This window comes from Sphingomonas sp. BLHR8 (genome assembly GCF_056821725.1).
Genome location: NZ_JBPDIM010000001.1, coordinates 345712 through 361500, shown reverse-complemented (window position 1 = coordinate 361500; position 15789 = coordinate 345712). Strand labels below are relative to the sequence as shown.

Genomic DNA, 15789 nt, shown 5'->3' with positions numbered 1-15789 from the left:
GCGTCAGTTCTCGCCCTTCGCGGCGGGCACGACCGCACGGTCGCTGCCGGTGACCAGGCCGAGGTCGCCGAGGTCACCTTCGCGGGTCGGGCGATAGACCAACCGACCCGGAACCCGCATGTCGAAGCGCGTGATGCCACGTCCTAGCAAACGCGACGTGCCGTCCATCTGCGCGAATTCGGTCAGCGCATCTTTTGCGCGGGCCTCGCCTTCGGGAAGCAGCAGCGTCTCGCCGCTGCGGAAACTGATGTTCCAGCGTCGCTCGCCAACCCATGCCCCGCCGGTAATCTGCTCGCGCAAGGCGGGCGCGGCCGCGGTCAGCCGCTGATAAGCGGCGAGGTCGCGCGCCGGCTGATCGGAGACCAGCACCGGCAAGCCCGGCACCGCACCCGGCGCAACGTCCGGCAAAGGCCGCCCGCTCGCGTCGATCAGCACATGTCCACCGGCGCGCTGCCACACTGCGACCGGGCTGCGCTCAACGAGGTCGATGACCAGCGTGTCGGGCAGGCGACGCGACACGCGCGCGTCGGCGACCCAGCCATCCGCCAGCAGCTCGCGCCGTACCTCCTCCAGATCGAACGCCGCCATCGAGCGATCCTTCTGACGCAGCGCGACATCATAGACCTTGAGCCGGTCGAGCCGGTTCGCACCCACCACCTCGATCCGCTTCACGGAAAACCCCGCACGCCCCACCGCCGCCACCGCCTCGTCCCGAACGAACGCGGCGGCGCCGGTGACGACCGCCAGTCCGATCAGCGCAGCGATGAACAGCAGCGTCAGCAGCGTCACCATGATCCGCCGCACGACATGCGGCGGCAGCGGCTGACGTTCGAGCAGGCGCGGGCCGAGCGGGCGGCGCGTCGCGCGCTTGGCCGCGCCGCGCGACCGCGCCGGCGCGGCACCGCGGCGCACCGTCTGGGTACGGGCGCCCGTCCGGCTCACAGCGCCGCTGCGACCAGTCGCTCGACCAGCTCCTCATAGGCGATGCCGCGATATTTGGCCTGTTCCGGCACGAGGCTCAGCGGCGTCATGCCCGGCTGCGTGTTGACCTCGAGCAAGTAGATGCCGCCCTCACCCTGCTCCTCGTCCCAGCGGAAATCGCTGCGCGACGCGCCCTGGCAGGCGAGCAACCGATGCGCCTCCTGCGCGAGGTCCATCATCCGCTGCGCAATCGCTGGCGGCAGGTCGGCCGGGCAGACATGTTCGGTAACGCCGGCGGTATATTTGGCGTCATAGTCGTAGAAACCGCTTGGCACCTTGAGTTCGGTAACCGCCAGTGCTTCGTCGCCCAGCACGGCCACGGTCAGCTCGCGGCCCTTGATATAGGGTTCGGCGAGCAGCTCGGCGAACTCCTGCCAGGGACCGACGGTGTCGCGACCGATCGGATCGCCGTAGTTGCCTCCTTCGGCAACGATCGCGACGCCGACCGATGACCCTTCGTTGACCGGCTTCAGCACATAAGGACGCGGCAGCGGATCGCCTTCGAACAGACTTTCGCTGGTGACAATGGTCCCGGTCGGCATGGGAATCCCGTGCGGGACGAGCCGCTGCTTGGTCAGCTCCTTGTCAATGGCGATGACCGAGGTGACGAGGCCCGAATGGGTGTAGGGGAGCCCCATCAGGTCGAGCATCCCCTGCACGGAGCCGTCCTCCCCCGGCACACCGTGCAGCGCGTTGAAGACCACGTCGGGCTTGGCTTCGGCGAGGCGCTCGGCGACGTCACGGTTCATGTCGATTTCCGTCACGCGATGCCCGCGACTGCGCAGCGCTTCGGCGACGCCTTTGCCGCTGGTCAGCGACACCTCGCGCTCGTTCGACCAGCCGCCCATCAGGACGGCGACGTGCCAGGGCCCGCGCTCGCTCACTTCGCCAACCCCACGCGTTCGATCTCCCATTCGAGGGTCACCCCCTCCGCTTCCTTTACCCGGCGACGCACCTCGTCACCCAGCGCCTCGATATCGGCGCTGGTCGCAGTGCCGGTGTTGATGAGGAAATTGCAATGCTTCTCGCTGACCTGCGCGCCGCCCAGCGTCAGCCCGCGACAGCCGGCCGCATCGACCAGCCGCCACGCCTTGTCGCCTGGCGGGTTCTTAAAGGTCGATCCGCCGGTCTTGCTGCGCAGCGGCTGCGACGCCTCACGCGCGGCGGCGATGCGGTCCATCTCCGCCTGCACCGCGGCGGACTCCGCCGGTACCCCGCGAAAGCGCGCGCCGACGACGATCGCGCCATCGGGCAATTCGCTATGGCGGTAGCTGTATCTGAGCTGCTCCGGCGCCAGCGTGCGGCGCTCCCCCGATCGCAGCACCACGTCGCAGTCGACCAGCATTTCCGCCGTTTCGCGACCGTAGGCGCCGCCATTCATCCGCACGAAGCCCCCGACGGTGCCCGGGATCGAGCGCAGAAACTCGAGCCCGCCGATGCTGGCGTCGCGCGCTGTCGACGATACGAGGATACCGCTCGCCCCACCGCCGCAATCGAGCGTCGTCGCATCGACGCGCGTGACCTTGGCGAACGGCTTGCCCAGCCGCACCACGACGCCGGGAAACCCACCGTCGCGCACGATCATGTTCGACCCCAGTCCGAGCGCCAGCACGGGCACTGCGGGGTCCAGCGCGGCGAGGAACGTCGCCAGATCGTCGGCGTCCGCCGGCTCGAACAAGGCCTGTGCCGCGCCGCCGCTTTTGAACCAGGTCAACGGTGCCAGCGGCGCCGCGGGCGTGAGCTTGCCGCGAGGTGTGGGGAGGTCGAAGGTCACATCGCCCATTAAAGCGCACCGTCACCCTGAACTTGTTTCAGGGTCCATGTCGCAGCGTTCGCGGTGAATGCTGCAACAAGTTCAGCATGACGATTGAGAACGACTGCACTCACCGCAGACGCTCCGCCATACCAGCGGCGATCTTGGTGATGTCGCCGGCGCCCATGCACACCACGATGTCCCCGGCGCCGAGCTGTCCGCTCGCCAGATCGTCACGCAGCCGCTCCACCAGCGCATCAGGCCCGTCGACCGCCACCGCAGCGCGGTGACCGCGCGCGTTGAGCCCTGCCGCGAGCGCGCCCGCGTCGACCCCCTCGATCGGCGCTTCACCCGCGGCGTAGACCGGCAGCACCAGCACCCGGTCCGCATCGTTGAAGGCTTGCTGGAACGCGTCCATGTGGTGCGACAGGCGCGAGTAGCGGTGCGGCTGAACCACCGCGATCACCCGCGCCGAGCCCGCGCTTTCCCGCGCCGCGGCGAGCACCGCCTGCACCTCCACCGGATGGTGCGCGTAATCGTCGATGATGCGCACGCTGCCACCGTCGGCCGCGACGTCGCCGACATGGCTGAAGCGCCGCTTGACGCCTTCGAACGCTGCGAAGCCGCGCGCGATCGTGGCATCGTCGACCCCGAGGTGCGTGGCGACCGCGACGGCGGCGAGCGCATTTTGCACATTGTGCCGTCCGGCCATCGGCAGCGTCACGCCGCTGATCGTGCGGCTCTCCCCCTCACCCGAGCGCACCACGACGTCGAAGCGATTACCACCAGGCACGACCTCGAGATTGGTGCCGCGCACATCGGCCTGCGCCGAAAAACCGTAGGTGATGATGCGCCGGTCGCGGATGCGCGGAACGATCGCCTGCACCTCCGGATGATCGAGGCAGAGGATGGCAGCGCCGTAAAAGGGCACGTTCTCGATGAATTCGACGAAGGCGTCCTTGACCGCGTCGAAGTCGCCCCAATGGTCGAGATGTTCGGGGTCGATGTTGGTGACCACCGCCACCGTCCCGTCGAGCCGCAGGAAGCTGCCGTCGCTCTCGTCCGCCTCCACCACCATCCAGTCGGACGCGCCGAGCCGCGCGTTGGAGCCGTAGTGGTTGATGATCCCACCGTTAATAACCGTGGGGTCAAGCCCGCCCGCGTCGAGCAGCGATGCGACGAGGCTGGTGGTTGTCGTCTTGCCGTGGGTCCCTGCCACCGCGACCGTCGATTTGAGCCGCATCAGTTCGGCCAGCATCTCCGCCCGGCGCACGACGGGGATGCGCCGCTGATAGGCCGCCTCGACCTCCGGGTTGGTTTTCCGGCTGACCGCGGTCGAGGTGACCACCACCGCCGCATCGCCCAGATTCTCCGCGGCATGGCCGATGGTCACCGGGATACCCCGCGCGCGCAGTCCTTCGACGACATAGCCCTCCGCCATGTCGCTGCCCTGCACGAGGTAGCCAAGGTTGTGCATCACCTCGGCGATGCCGGACATGCCGATGCCGCCGATGCCGACGAAGTGGATGGTGCCGATGTCGGTCGCGACGCCCTTCACCGGACGAACGCTCCCGACGTCGCGGCGACTGCTCCGCTCGCCTGTGCATCGAAGCGATGGATCGCCTGCATGTCGCCCGCGCCGCCGCATCGTTCGATGAGGTCTGCAAGGTCGCGGGTCGCGTCGGGACGACCGCAGGAGAGCGCCGCCGTCGCCGCCGCCTCTAGGGCTTCGCCGTCGTGGGCCAGCCGCTGCACGCGCTTGGCGAGTTCGGCGACGGTGAATTGCGGCTGCGCGATGGCCCAACCGCCGCCCGCCGCCACCAGCTGCTCGACATTGTGGGTCTGATGGTCATCCGTCGCGATCGGCAACGGGACGAGGATCGAGGGACGCCCGGCCACCGTCAGTTCGGCGACCGTCGACGCGCCCGCGCGCGCGATCACGAGATGCGCCCAATCGAGCTTCGCCGGCATGTCGTCGAGGTAGGTCGCGACCTCCGCCGGGATGGCATGGTCGCGGTAGGCGGCACGCACGCGATCGATATCCTCCGCCCGCGCCTGCTGAGTGACCTGCAGCCGCTGACGCAGCGACGTCGGCATCAGCGACAGCGCCTGCGGCACCACGTCGGCGAAAATCCCCGCGCCCTGGCTGCCCCCGGTCACGAGGATGCGCAGCACTCCGGCGTCGGTGTAGGGCGGATAGCCCTTGGTGCGCAGCGCCAGCACCTCTTCGCGCACCGGGTTGCCGACCAGCGTCACCTTGTCCGCGCAGCCGTCCGGAATGCGCTGCACCTTCGGGTAAGCGGTCGCGATGCAGGCGACCCGCCGCGCGAGCAGCCGGTTCACGCGACCGAGCACGGCATTCTGTTCGTGGATGGCGCTTGGTACCCGCATGGCTTGCGCCGCGAGCAGCGCCGGGAGAGCCGGATAACCGCCAAAGCCGACGGCCGCGGAAGGCTGAAATTCACGGATCAGCCCCTTGGCGGCGTTTCGCCCCTGCCAGATCGCACGCGCAGCCTTTGCCCATCCGATCGGCCCGCCGCCCAGTCGCCCGGCGGGGAGGATGTGAACCGCCAGCTCGTCGGGCGCCCCGCCAATGCGCGCACCCCGCGCGTCGGTCACCAGCGCCACGCGATGTCCGCGCGCGATCAGCTCGCGCGCGAGCGCGTAGGCGGGCATCATGTGCCCCCCCGTACCGCCGGCCGCGAGAAGGAAATGGCGGGTGATGGTCATCGTGGGTTCCACAGAGGCGCGTTGCGATGGCTTGCCCGATAGGGGTTGCGGCGCGTCAAGGCGAGCAGCAACCCCATCGTCAGGCTGAGCGCCCACAACGACGACCCGCCATAGCTGATAAACGGCAGCGTCATCCCCTTGGTCGGCGCGATCTGGAGGTTGACGGCGATGTTGATGAACACCTGCGCGGTAAACTGCAGGATCAGCCCCGCGCCGGCGAGGATGACGAACTGGTCGCGTTCCTCTCGCAGCCTCTGAATGGTGCGGACAACCAGCGCGACGTAGACGATCAGGATGCCGGCGCAGGCGATCAGCCCGAACTCTTCGCCGATGACCGAAAAGATAAAGTCGGTGTGCGCTTCGGGTAAGCGAAACTTGGCGGTGCCGCTGAACGGACCCGACCCGATCAGCCCCGAATTGCTCAACGTGTCGAGCCCCCGGTCGACCTGGTGCGTGTCGCCCTCCCCGAACAGGAAGCTGTCGATCCGGCGCCGCGCGGTATCATAGGTGAGATACGCCACTCCGACGCCGACCAGCCCGCCGGCGGCGGCGAGGCCGATGCTGCGCAGGGACAGGCCGGCGACAAAGGCGAGCGCGATCCACGTGCCGAGGTAGAGGACCGACTGACCAAGGTCCGTCTGCAGCATGAGCAGCATCACGATCAGCAGCGTCAGCGCAAAGCTGAGCGCGAACACCGGCAGCTTGTCGTCCTCCACCTTGCAGGAGAGGATCCAGCCGACCGCAACCGCGAACACCGGCTTTAGAAACTCCGATGGCTGAACCCGAAAGCCCCCGCTCCCGAGCCAGCGCACCGACCCCTTCGCGCCCGTGCCGACGACGAGCACCGCGAACAGCGCGATCACCCCGATGATCAGCCCCCAAAAGGCGATCCGCTTGATCTCCGCCTTGCTGCGCGTCGCCACCGCGAGCAGGATCATGATCCCGGTCGCCACCCAGAAAATCTGCCGCCAGAAATAGTAGAGCGGCGGGTAGGTGACGCCACCGCCCGCGATCCGCTCGAGCGACTGCACCCCCACCGGCGATGCGACCGCGACCGCCAGCAGACCGATCGCCATCAGCGACAGGATCAGCCCGAGCGATACCCGATCCACCTCCGCATACCATCGCGCCAGCGGGCTCCGGTCGGCGCGGCTGAGCGGCGCCGGGCGGCGGCGGTGGACCAGAAGGTCGGCGCTGATCACCGGCGACGCGACCACTCCCCGCTCTGCATCATCGACGTTCATCGAACCTCCCCGTTCACGCGCGCGGCAAGGTCCGTCACATACCGCCGGAACGCATCGCCGCGCGCTTCGAAGTCGCTGAACTGATCGAAGCTCGCCGCCGAGGGCGACAGCAGCACCACGTCCCCGGGATGCGCGGCCCCGGCCGCATCCTCGACCGCCCGATCGAGGGTATCGCTTTGAACGACCTCGACCCCGGCGGCCGTCAGAACCTTCGCGAAGGACTCCGCCGCCTCACCGATCACGTACGCGCGCGCCACATCGCCGAAACTCGCCCGGCAGGCACCGAGGTCGTCGCTCTTCGCCCGCCCCCCCAGGATCCAGTGCAGACGGGCCCGCCCGTCACTGCGCGGGAATGCCGCAAGCGCGGGCGCGGTGGCGTCGGCGTTGGTGGCCTTGCTGTCGTTGACATAGGTGACGCCCGCGACCTGCGCGACGCGCTCCATCCGGTGTGGCAGCCCCCGAAAACTGCGAAATCCCATGTCGATGTCGCCTTCGTCCAGCCCGAGAGCGATCAGCGCGGCTCGCGCGACGGCGGCGTTTTCAGCGTTGTGCGGTCCGGCGAGCGACGGCCACTCCGCCTGCGCATCGCGCATCACGTCGAGCGCCGACACCCGCCAGACACGATCACCGACCCGCCCGGCGATGTCACGCGAGCAGCCATTGTCGGTCGCGATGATCGCCACGCCGTCGCGGGCCTGCAGCGTAAACAGTCGCTCCTTGGCGTCGGCGTAGGTCCGCATGTCGCCGTCATATCGGTCGAGGTGATCGGGTGTCACGTTGGTCAACACCGCGACATCGCAGGCAAGCGTCTGCGTCTGGTCGATCTGGTAGCTCGACAGTTCCAGGACGTAGACCCCGCCTTCAGGCAGCGGGTCCAGCGCCAGCACGGGGACACCGATATTCCCGCCCATCGCGGTCGGGCGGCCCGCGACCTCCAGACAGTGCGCGATGAGCGCCGTGGTGGTGGATTTACCGTTGGTGCCAGTTACGCCGACGAGCCGGTGCGGCGGCAGCGATGCGCGCGCTCGCGCGAACAGTTCGATGTCGCCGATGATCGGAACGCCCGCCGCGCGAGCCTCCAGCCCCGCAGGACTTCGCTTCGGGTCGATGCCCGGCGACAGCACCAGTGCGTCGCAGCCATCGAATGCCCCCGGCCCCGGCTCGGCGATCAGGGCGCCGGCCGCTGCCGCCGCCTCCCGCGCGTCGGGGCGGTCGTCCCACGCCGTGACATGCGCTCCGCTGGCGATGAGCGCCTGGGTCGCAGCAAGGCCGCTGCGCGCCAGCCCGACGACGACGAAACGCTGTCCAGAAAAGGCGTCGCTGGTGATCACCGCAGCTTGAGCGTGGCGAGCCCCGCCAGCGCCAGCACGATCGACACGATCCAGAACCTAATAACCACGGTCGATTCCGGCCAGCCGAGCTGCTCGAAATGATGGTGGATAGGCGCCATCCGAAAGACGCGTTTGCCGGTGCGCTTGTACCAGAACACCTGAATGATGACCGACAGCGCCTCTACCACGAACAGCCCGCCGATCAGCGGCAGGATCAGCTCATGCTGCGCGGTGACGGCGATGGTGGCGAGCGCCCCGCCGAGCGCGAGGCTGCCGGTGTCGCCCATGAAGATCGCCGCCGGCGGCGCGTTGAACCACAGAAAGGCGAGGCCCGCCCCCATGATCGCCCCGCAGAAAATCGCCAGCTCCCCCGCCCCGCGGACATGCGCGATGCCGAGATATTCCGCGAACTTCGCATTGCCGGTCAGGTAGGTGATGACGAGAAACGCAAGCGCGGTCATGATCACCGGAAACGTCGCCAGCCCGTCGAGCCCGTCGGTGAGGTTCACCGCATTGCCGAAGCCCACGATCAGCACCATCGCGAACACATAATAGAGCGGCCCCAGATCGATCACGATCTGATTGGCGAAGGGCAGATAAAGCTCGGTGCCCGTCCGCTCCACGATCACGAATACGACGACTGCGGCGATGGCGAATTCGATCGCCAGCCGAACCTTGCCCGAAACGCCTTGGTGCGAATTCTTGCGCACCTTGTCGAGGTCGTCGAGGAACCCGATTGCCCCGAACCCGAAGGCGACGAACAGGCATGCCCAGACGAAGACGTTGTTGAGGTCCATCCACAGCAGCGCCGAAATCAGCAGCGATGCGAGGATGAGCAGCCCGCCCATGGTCGGCGTACCCCGCTTCGCGAGGTGGCTCTGGGGGCCATCTTCGCGGATCGGCTGGCCCTTGCCCTGGCGCACCCGCAGGATGAGGATCAGTTTGGGGCCGAGCACCAGTCCGATCAACAAAGCTGTCGCGATCGCCGCGCCGGAACGGAACGAGAGGTAGCGGACGAGATTGAGCGGGCCCGGAAACCCCAACCATTCGGCGAGCAGGTACAGCATCAGCCATCCTCGCCGGTCAGCGCCGTGACCAGCCGACCGAGGCCAACCGAGTTGGACCCCTTGATGAGCAGGACATCGTCCGGTCGCAATGTTTCGCGCAGCGCCGCGAGGACCGATTCGACGTCGGCGCCATGATCAAATTCGGGTCGCCGCTCAAGGGGTAGTCGCGCAAGCGCCTCGGCCAACGGCGTCATTTCATCGCCCACCAGCCACAGGCGATCGACGCGCGCCGCGGCGATCGGCGCGGCGAGATCGGCGTGCAACTGCGCCCCCTGTTCGCCCAATTCCTTCATTGCCCCCAGCACGGCGAGGCGTCGGCCTGCGGCGATATGACCGAGGTTGGCGAGCGTCGCGGCCATCGACGCCGGGTTGGCGTTGTAGCTTTCGTCGATCAGCAGCGCTTCGCCGCCATCCACCGCGAGCTGGTGCCGCGCACCTCGGCCGGCCATGCCAGGCAGGTCGGCCAGCGCGACCCCGGCGGCGTTAAGGTCCGCGCCCGCCGTCTGCACCGCGGCGAGAACCCCCATCGCGTTGACGACCCAGTGATCGCCTGGCTGCGACAGCGCAAAGCACAAGGTCGCGTCGTGTACCTGCGCCGTCACGAGGCTACCCCCCGTGTCCGGATCGCCCACCCAATCGAGCGCGCGGACGTCGGCGCCCTCGCGAGTGCCAAAGGTGACGATGCGCGCCCCGAGCCGCTCCGCTGCCGCGCGCAGGCGATCAAGTTGGGCGCTGTCGTACGGGAGGACCGCCACCCCGCCGGGCTCCAACCCCTCGAAGATCTCCGCCTTCGCGTCGGCGATCGCCTCGATCGAGCCTAGATTCTCGATGTGCGCCGGGGCGATGGTGGTGACGAGCGCGATGTGGGGGCGGACCATGCGCGTCAGCGCGGCGATCTCGCCAGCATGGTTCATCCCCATCTCTAGCACCGCGTAGCGCGCATCGCGCGGCATCCGCGCGAGGCTGAGCGGGACGCCGGTGTGATTATTGTAGCTCTTGACCGATCGATGCACTTCGCCCGGGCAATCGCGGTCGAGCGCGGCGGCGAGCGCTTCCTTGGTTCCGGTCTTGCCGACCGAGCCGGTGACGCCAATCACCGTCGCGCTGGTGCGCGCGCGGGCGGCACGGCCAAGCGCCTCGAGCGCCGCCATCGTGTCGGCGACGCGCACATGCGGATGGGGCACGTCCCGGTCGACGATCAATCCCGCCGCACCGGCCGCCATGGCGCCGTCGACGAAGCGATGGCCGTCCATCGTCTCGCCGACCATCGCGATGAAGAGGTCGCCGGATGCGACCTCGCGACTGTCGAAGGTGACGCCGGTGACCGTGAAGTCCGCGCCGGCGACGCCGCCCGTGGCTTCGGCGATTTCGGCGGCGGTCCACAGGCTCACGCGCCCGCCTCCTCGCGCGCGACGACCGCATCATCGAAGGGCAGCACGCGCATCGCCTCGCCCGCTCCGACGGTCTGGCCGCGCTCATGCCCCTTGCCGGCGACGACGATGATGTCGCCCGCGCGGGCCTCGGCCACCGCTGCGGCGATCGCGGCCCGCCGGTCGCCGACCTCGCGTGCGCCGGGGGCACCGGCAAGCACGGCGCGCCGGATCAGCGCAGGGTCTTCGCCGCGCGGATTGTCGTCGGTGACGATCACCACATCCGCATCGCGCGCTGCCGCCGCGCCCATCGGCGCTCGCTTGCCGCCATCGCGGTCGCCGCCGGCGCCGAACACGCAGATCAGCCTCCCGCCCGCATGGGGCCGCAGCGCCGCGAGCGCCGCGGTCAACGCCTCGGGCGTGTGCGCATAATCGACATAGATCGGCACCCCCTCGCGCGTGACCGCCGCGCGTTCGAGCCGCCCGCGCACCGGCTGCACACGCTGCACGGCGTCGAGCGCCGCGCCCGCGTCGGTGCCGGTCGCCATGGCGAGCGCGGCGGCCGTGAGCGCATTGGCCGCCTGATAGGCCCCGATCAGCGGGAGCATCACCCGCCGTGATCGCCCGAGCGCTGCACCGTCGACCGTCAGCTGCTGGCCGAGCGCCGTCGGCTCGCGCTGGACGAGGCGGAGGAACTCTCCCGCTTCACCGACCGCATAGGTGTCGAGGCCGCGTCGCCGCGCGTGCGCCAACGCCTGCGCGGACCACGCATCATTCGCCCATACCACCGCCGCGCCGTCGTCGGCGACGACCTCATCGAACAAGCGCATCTTCGCCGCGAAATAGGCGTCCATGTCGGGATGATAGTCGAGGTGATCGCGGCTGAGATTGGTGAACGCGCCCGCCGCGATGCGCGGGCCTTCGGTGCGATACTGGTCGAGCCCGTGGCTCGACGCCTCAAAGGCGCAATGGGTGACCCCCTCCGCCGCAAGACCCGCCAAGTTTCCGAGAAAGGTGACGATGTCCGGCGTCGTGAGCCCGGTCGTGACCGTGCCGCTGGCGGTGGTCACGCCCAGTGTCCCGATCGATGCGGCGCGTTCGCCCGACAGCGCCCAGATTTGCCGCAGCAGTTCGACCGTGGACGTCTTGCCGTTGGTGCCGGTGACCGCAACCGTCGTCGCCGGGGCGCGATCGAACCAGCGCGCGGCCAGCAAGGCAAAGGTGCGGCGGGACTCGTCGCTCGCGATATGGACGGCACCGTCGACGTCAGCTTCCGGTCGCGCCACCACCGCCACCGCACCGCGTGCGACAGCCGCCGCGATCACCGTTTCGCCGTCGAAGCGGCTCCCGCGAAAGGCGCCGAAGACATAGCCGGGTGCGACCTGACGATGGTCGATGGCGACGCCCGCGACCGGCACCGCCGCCGCTTCCGCGGATAACGGACCAATGCCGGCCGGGAGGACGTCGCCTAAGCTTTTCACCGCGCCGACGCGCCGCTGGCCTGAGCGCGAGGCCGCCACAGCAGCGGCGTCAGATCGCTGAGGTCGAGATCGCGGCGGGTGTCGGGGAAGATGCCGACCAGCGGCCCGATCCGCTCGACCACTTTGCGCACCACCGGCGCGGCGGTGAAGCCCGCCGTGCGCTGGCCTAGCGAATATTCATTGCCCGGCGGGCGGTCGATCATCACCAGCACGACATAGCGCGGGCGGTTCATCGGAAACACGCCGGCGAACGTCGCGACGACACTGTTGCCGACGTAGCGGCCGCCCACCGCACGCTCGGCCGAGCCGGTCTTGCCGCCGACGAGGTAGCCCGGCGCATCGGCGCGGCTGCCCGTGCCGTCGCTGACGATCAGGCGGAGCAGCTGACGCATCCGTGCGCTCGTCTGTTCGGTGAACACCCGCCGCCCGGGCACCGGCCCCGCCGGCCGTTTGAGCAGGGTCGGCGGATGATAGATGCCCCCGTTGGCGAGCGCGGCATAGGCGCTGGCAAGGTGCAGCGGCGTCACCTGGATCGAGTGACCGAAACCCGCGGTCATCGTCGTCGCGCGGCCCCACGGGGACGCCCACATCGGGCGCCCACGCTCGTTGATCTCCACGCTCGGCCGCTTGTCGAAATCGAGCGCGCGGAACGTCGCCTGCAACCGTTCCGCCCCCAGCTTGTCGGCGATCTGGGCGGTGACGACGTTTGATGAATGGATGAGCGTTTCAGGGACGTTGATCCAGCGCCCCATCGAGTGCGAGTCGCGGATCTGGTGGCCGCCAACCGACACCGGCCGGGTCGCATCATATCGTTTCGCAAGGTCGGTCACGACGCCCGCGTCCATCGCCGCCGCGACGGTAATCGGCTTAAAGGTCGAGCCCAGTTCGTAGGTCGTGTAAGTGACGCCGTTCCACTGCGCTTCCGCGGTCGGGAAATGCACGTCGTTGGGGTCGAAGGTCGGGTAGCTCGCCATCGCCACGACCTCGCCGTTGCTGACGTCGAGCACCACCCCCGCCCCGCCCTGGGCCTGGAGCTTGGTCACCGCATCGCTCAGTTCGAGGTCGAGCGCGGCCTGAACCCGCGCGTCCAGCGCAAGCTGGACTGGGGCGCCGCTCGCATTTGACAGTTGTCGCTCGAAGCTGCGCTCGACCCCCATCGCCCCGCCGCGCCCGGGCGTCACGAAGCCGAGCAGATGCGCGGCCATCGGCCCCTGCGGGTAGAGCCGGTCCTGCTCACGCGGATATTCGAAGGCGATGTCGGCGAGTTCGTTGACCGCGTTCAGCTGCGCGAGCGTCGCGCGGTGACGGATGACCGCACCTGATTTCGACAGGATGCGCCGTTTCCACGCCGCCTCGTCGCGCGTCGGGAACGCGCTCGCCATGGCCGCAGCGAACGCGTCGGCGTCGCGATCGCGGCGATATCGCGCAAGCAGCGGCTCGACCTGCGCGACCTGAGCGCCGCTGGCGCCGGTATCGAGGAAATCGCTAGACCGCATCGTCAGGCGGCGAAGGAACTCCGCTTCGCTCGTGTCGGGAAAGATCGCCGCGAGCTGGCGGGCGCGCAATTGCGGGCTGCCCATCAGCCGTGGCTTGCTCACCCGGATCGACGAGACGGTGATGGTGCGCGCCAGCGGCACGCCGTTGCGGTCGATGATGTCGGCGCGCCCGCCCACCGCCGGCGAACGGGCCTGCGCATCGCTGAACAACGATCCGGCCGCGATCTGTCCGATGCGCAGGATGAAGATCGCCGCGACCCCCAGCGCCGCCAGCATCAGCCAGCGCAGCCGCTGTTCCGCCACGCGCGAAAAGCGCAGCCGCGCATCGGCGCGTTGCATCACCGACGGGCGCGCGATCGCGTTCACCGCAGCACCGGCCCTTCGATGCTGGTCATCGCCACCCGCTGCAACGTCACGCGTGCCGGCGCCACCTCTTCGTCAGGAATGGCCGAAGCCAGCACCGGCGCACTGCGCTGCGGCGGACCGATGGGGCGGAGTGTATCGAGCGCGCTCGCCATGCGCTCGCTTTCGACGAACTGCTGCGCCTGCGGAGCAACCAGCCCGAAGTAATCGCGGTTCCAGCGATCGAGCTGGCGAGCGCTGGCTACGACGGCGATGTCGCCTTCGATGACGCGCTTGCTTGCCTCGAGCTGAGCAATCTCGGCGTTGACCTTGCGCAACTCCGACAGCGTCGCCGAAACCCGCAGGTTCACCGCATATACCCCAAGCACGAACAGGGTGAGCAGGACGATCAGGCCGAAACCCTGAAGTTTCCGGACGGCATAGCTCATCGTGCAGTCTCCCCCTGGCGGTGGGTTGCGGGTGCCGCCGGCCAGGCCGGTGCGGCGGTGCGGGTGGCAAAGCGAAGCGTCGCCGATCGGGCACGCGGGTTGCGGACAAGCTCGACCTCGCCCGGACGGATGGCCCGACTGACCGAGGTAAAGGTCGGCGCCTTGGCATTCGAGGCGCTGGGCAAATGCCGCGACGGGGCGGCGTCGCCGCCACTGCGCGCGCGGAGAAACTGCTTCACGGCCCGGTCTTCGAGACTGTGAAAACTGACCACCGCCAGCCGTCCGCCCTCGCCGAGCAGCCGCTCCGCCGCCGCGAGCGCGCGCCCCAGCTCGCCCAGCTCGTCGTTGACGTGAATTCGCACTGCCTGAAAGCTGCGCGTCGCCGGATCCTTGGGCGCACCCGGCGCGTGACCGAGCGCCTTGCGCACGACGCGGGCGAGGTCGCCGGTCGTCGCCAGCGGCCGCGCCGCGACGATCGCGCGCGCCACCCGCCGCGACTGCCGCTCCTCGCCATAATGGTAGAGGACGTCGGCAATATCGCTTTCTTCGGCGTGGTTGAGCCACTCCGCTGCGCTCGTCTCGTCGCTGGCGGTGCCCGCCATGCGCATGTCGAGCGGACCATCGGCCTGAAACGAAAAGCCGCGCTCCGACTGGTCGAGCTGCATCGATGACACGCCGATGTCGAGCACGACCGCATCCACCGCGGCGCCGCACCCGGCGGCGATCGAGTCGAGCTCGCCAAAGCGTCCCTCGACCAGCGTCAGCCGACCACCGCTCGCGTCCATGAGCGCCTGTCCCGCCGCAACGGCGCTGGGGTCACGATCGATCGCGATCACGTCCGCCCCCCGGTCGAGGAAGGCGCGGGTGTAGCCGCCGGCGCCGAATGTGCCGTCGAGAATGCGGCGGCCTGGCCGCGGGTCGACCGCGGCCACCACCTCGTCGAGCAGCACGGGGATATGTCGGCGCGCGTCATCGCTCACGCCCCCCGCCCCCGCCGCGGCGGGCTTTTGTCGCGCAGCTGCACCGCGCCCTCGGCAAAGCGGCGGGCGTCAGCCAGCGCGGGATCGTCGCTCGACCGCAGCGCTTCGAGATCCCAAATCTCGAAATAGGGGCCGCGCCCCATCATTAGCAACTCTTGGCCCAGGCCCTGAATGGCAGCGGGCAGTTCGGGCATGGTGAAGCGGCCCGACCCGTCGATCGGCACGCTTTCACCACCGTAAAGGCGCAGGCTTGCAGCGTTGCGGTCGAAATCCTGATTGCGGCGGATCGCGACCTCCTCACGCGCGTCGAGATATGCCTCGAGCCGCGTTGGGAAATCCGCGCCCGACCCGATCAGGCAAGGCATCGTTTCGTGGAAGGCGATGTAGATGCGACCGCCTGCCTCGGCGGGAATCGAATTACGCAGGCTGGCGGGGAGCGCGAGGCGTCCCTTGTCGTCGACCCGGGTCAGGACGACGCCGGTAAATACAGCGTTCCCCCCCATGTTCGCGTGCCTTCCCCTGCCACACGGGAGCCGATCGAGGCGCCATCAGCACGGCATGTACG

At 68.9% G+C, this 15789-nt stretch carries 14 protein-coding genes; all 14 read right to left on the bottom strand.

Translation table 11 applies throughout. The features are described 5' to 3' along the window. Positions 1-3 precede the first annotated feature (3 nt). Positions 4-942 (bottom strand): cell division protein FtsQ/DivIB, encoded by a 939-nt coding sequence (locus tag ACRYJK_RS01840; RefSeq protein WP_482665882.1) that lies wholly within the window; start codon positions 940-942, stop codon positions 4-6. Next, complete coding sequence (locus ACRYJK_RS01835; protein WP_482665881.1) at positions 939-1865, bottom strand: D-alanine--D-alanine ligase; 927 nt, start codon at positions 1863-1865, stop codon at positions 939-941. The genes ACRYJK_RS01840 and ACRYJK_RS01835 overlap by 4 nt, the downstream gene beginning before the upstream one ends. After that, on the bottom strand, positions 1862-2764 hold the full coding sequence (gene murB, locus ACRYJK_RS01830; RefSeq protein WP_482665880.1) for a UDP-N-acetylmuramate dehydrogenase: 903 nt from the start codon (positions 2762-2764) through the stop codon (positions 1862-1864). Before murB ends, ACRYJK_RS01835 begins: the two co-directional genes overlap by 4 nt. A 100-nt stretch (positions 2765-2864) precedes the next feature. Continuing rightward, a complete protein-coding gene (gene murC, locus ACRYJK_RS01825) occupies positions 2865-4292 on the bottom strand; it encodes a UDP-N-acetylmuramate--L-alanine ligase (RefSeq protein WP_482665879.1) in 1428 nt (475 codons plus the stop codon). Continuing rightward, on the bottom strand, positions 4289-5464 hold the full coding sequence (murG, locus tag ACRYJK_RS01820; RefSeq protein WP_482665878.1) for an undecaprenyldiphospho-muramoylpentapeptide beta-N-acetylglucosaminyltransferase: 1176 nt from the start codon (positions 5462-5464) through the stop codon (positions 4289-4291). Before murG ends, murC begins: the two co-directional genes overlap by 4 nt. Continuing rightward, positions 5461-6708, bottom strand: a complete 1248-nt coding sequence (locus ACRYJK_RS01815; RefSeq protein WP_482665877.1) for an FtsW/RodA/SpoVE family cell cycle protein — start codon at positions 6706-6708, stop codon at positions 5461-5463. The genes murG and ACRYJK_RS01815 overlap by 4 nt, the downstream gene beginning before the upstream one ends. Continuing rightward, positions 6705-8039, bottom strand: coding sequence for a UDP-N-acetylmuramoyl-L-alanine--D-glutamate ligase (murD, locus tag ACRYJK_RS01810; RefSeq protein WP_482665876.1), 1335 nt, complete (start codon positions 8037-8039; stop codon positions 6705-6707). Before murD ends, ACRYJK_RS01815 begins: the two co-directional genes overlap by 4 nt. Continuing rightward, positions 8036-9106: a phospho-N-acetylmuramoyl-pentapeptide-transferase gene (mraY, locus tag ACRYJK_RS01805; protein ID WP_482665875.1), complete on the bottom strand. Its 1071-nt coding sequence runs from the start codon at positions 9104-9106 to the stop codon at positions 8036-8038. The genes murD and mraY overlap by 4 nt, the downstream gene beginning before the upstream one ends. Next, entirely contained in the window at positions 9106-10497 is a 1392-nt protein-coding gene (locus tag ACRYJK_RS01800; protein WP_482665874.1) for a UDP-N-acetylmuramoyl-tripeptide--D-alanyl-D-alanine ligase, read from the bottom strand. The genes mraY and ACRYJK_RS01800 overlap by 1 nt, the downstream gene beginning before the upstream one ends. After that, positions 10494-11924 carry a UDP-N-acetylmuramoyl-L-alanyl-D-glutamate--2,6-diaminopimelate ligase gene (locus ACRYJK_RS01795; protein WP_482667376.1) on the bottom strand — a complete coding sequence of 477 codons (1431 nt, stop codon included), beginning with the start codon at positions 11922-11924 and terminating at the stop codon, positions 10494-10496. Before ACRYJK_RS01795 ends, ACRYJK_RS01800 begins: the two co-directional genes overlap by 4 nt. 29 nt (positions 11925-11953) lie before the next feature. Next, positions 11954-13819 carry a peptidoglycan D,D-transpeptidase FtsI family protein gene (locus tag ACRYJK_RS01790; protein WP_482665873.1) on the bottom strand — a complete coding sequence of 622 codons (1866 nt, stop codon included), beginning with the start codon at positions 13817-13819 and terminating at the stop codon, positions 11954-11956. Continuing rightward, positions 13816-14244, bottom strand: coding sequence for a hypothetical protein (locus ACRYJK_RS01785; RefSeq protein ID WP_482665872.1), 429 nt, complete (start codon positions 14242-14244; stop codon positions 13816-13818). Before ACRYJK_RS01785 ends, ACRYJK_RS01790 begins: the two co-directional genes overlap by 4 nt. Next, positions 14241-15224: a 16S rRNA (cytosine(1402)-N(4))-methyltransferase RsmH gene (rsmH, locus tag ACRYJK_RS01780; RefSeq protein WP_482665871.1), complete on the bottom strand. Its 984-nt coding sequence runs from the start codon at positions 15222-15224 to the stop codon at positions 14241-14243. The genes ACRYJK_RS01785 and rsmH overlap by 4 nt, the downstream gene beginning before the upstream one ends. Beyond that, positions 15221-15727 (bottom strand): division/cell wall cluster transcriptional repressor MraZ, encoded by a 507-nt coding sequence (locus ACRYJK_RS01775; RefSeq protein WP_482665870.1) that lies wholly within the window; start codon positions 15725-15727, stop codon positions 15221-15223. Before ACRYJK_RS01775 ends, rsmH begins: the two co-directional genes overlap by 4 nt. Positions 15728-15789 lie beyond the last annotated feature (62 nt).

Excerpts from the sequence above, each read along its gene's own strand:
- murB (WP_482665880.1), bottom strand. The coding sequence starts at position 2,764 with ATGGGCGATGTGACCTTCGACCTCCCCACACCTCGCGGCAAGCTCACG.
- murG (WP_482665878.1), bottom strand. The coding sequence starts at position 5,464 with ATGACCATCACCCGCCATTTCCTTCTCGCGGCCGGCGGTACGGGGGGG.
- ACRYJK_RS01815 (WP_482665877.1), bottom strand. The coding sequence starts at position 6,708 with ATGAACGTCGATGATGCAGAGCGGGGAGTGGTCGCGTCGCCGGTGATC.
- mraY (WP_482665875.1), bottom strand. The coding sequence starts at position 9,106 with ATGCTGTACCTGCTCGCCGAATGGTTGGGGTTTCCGGGCCCGCTCAAT.
- ACRYJK_RS01785 (WP_482665872.1), bottom strand. The coding sequence starts at position 14,244 with ATGAGCTATGCCGTCCGGAAACTTCAGGGTTTCGGCCTGATCGTCCTG.
- ACRYJK_RS01775 (WP_482665870.1), bottom strand. The coding sequence starts at position 15,727 with ATGGGGGGGAACGCTGTATTTACCGGCGTCGTCCTGACCCGGGTCGAC.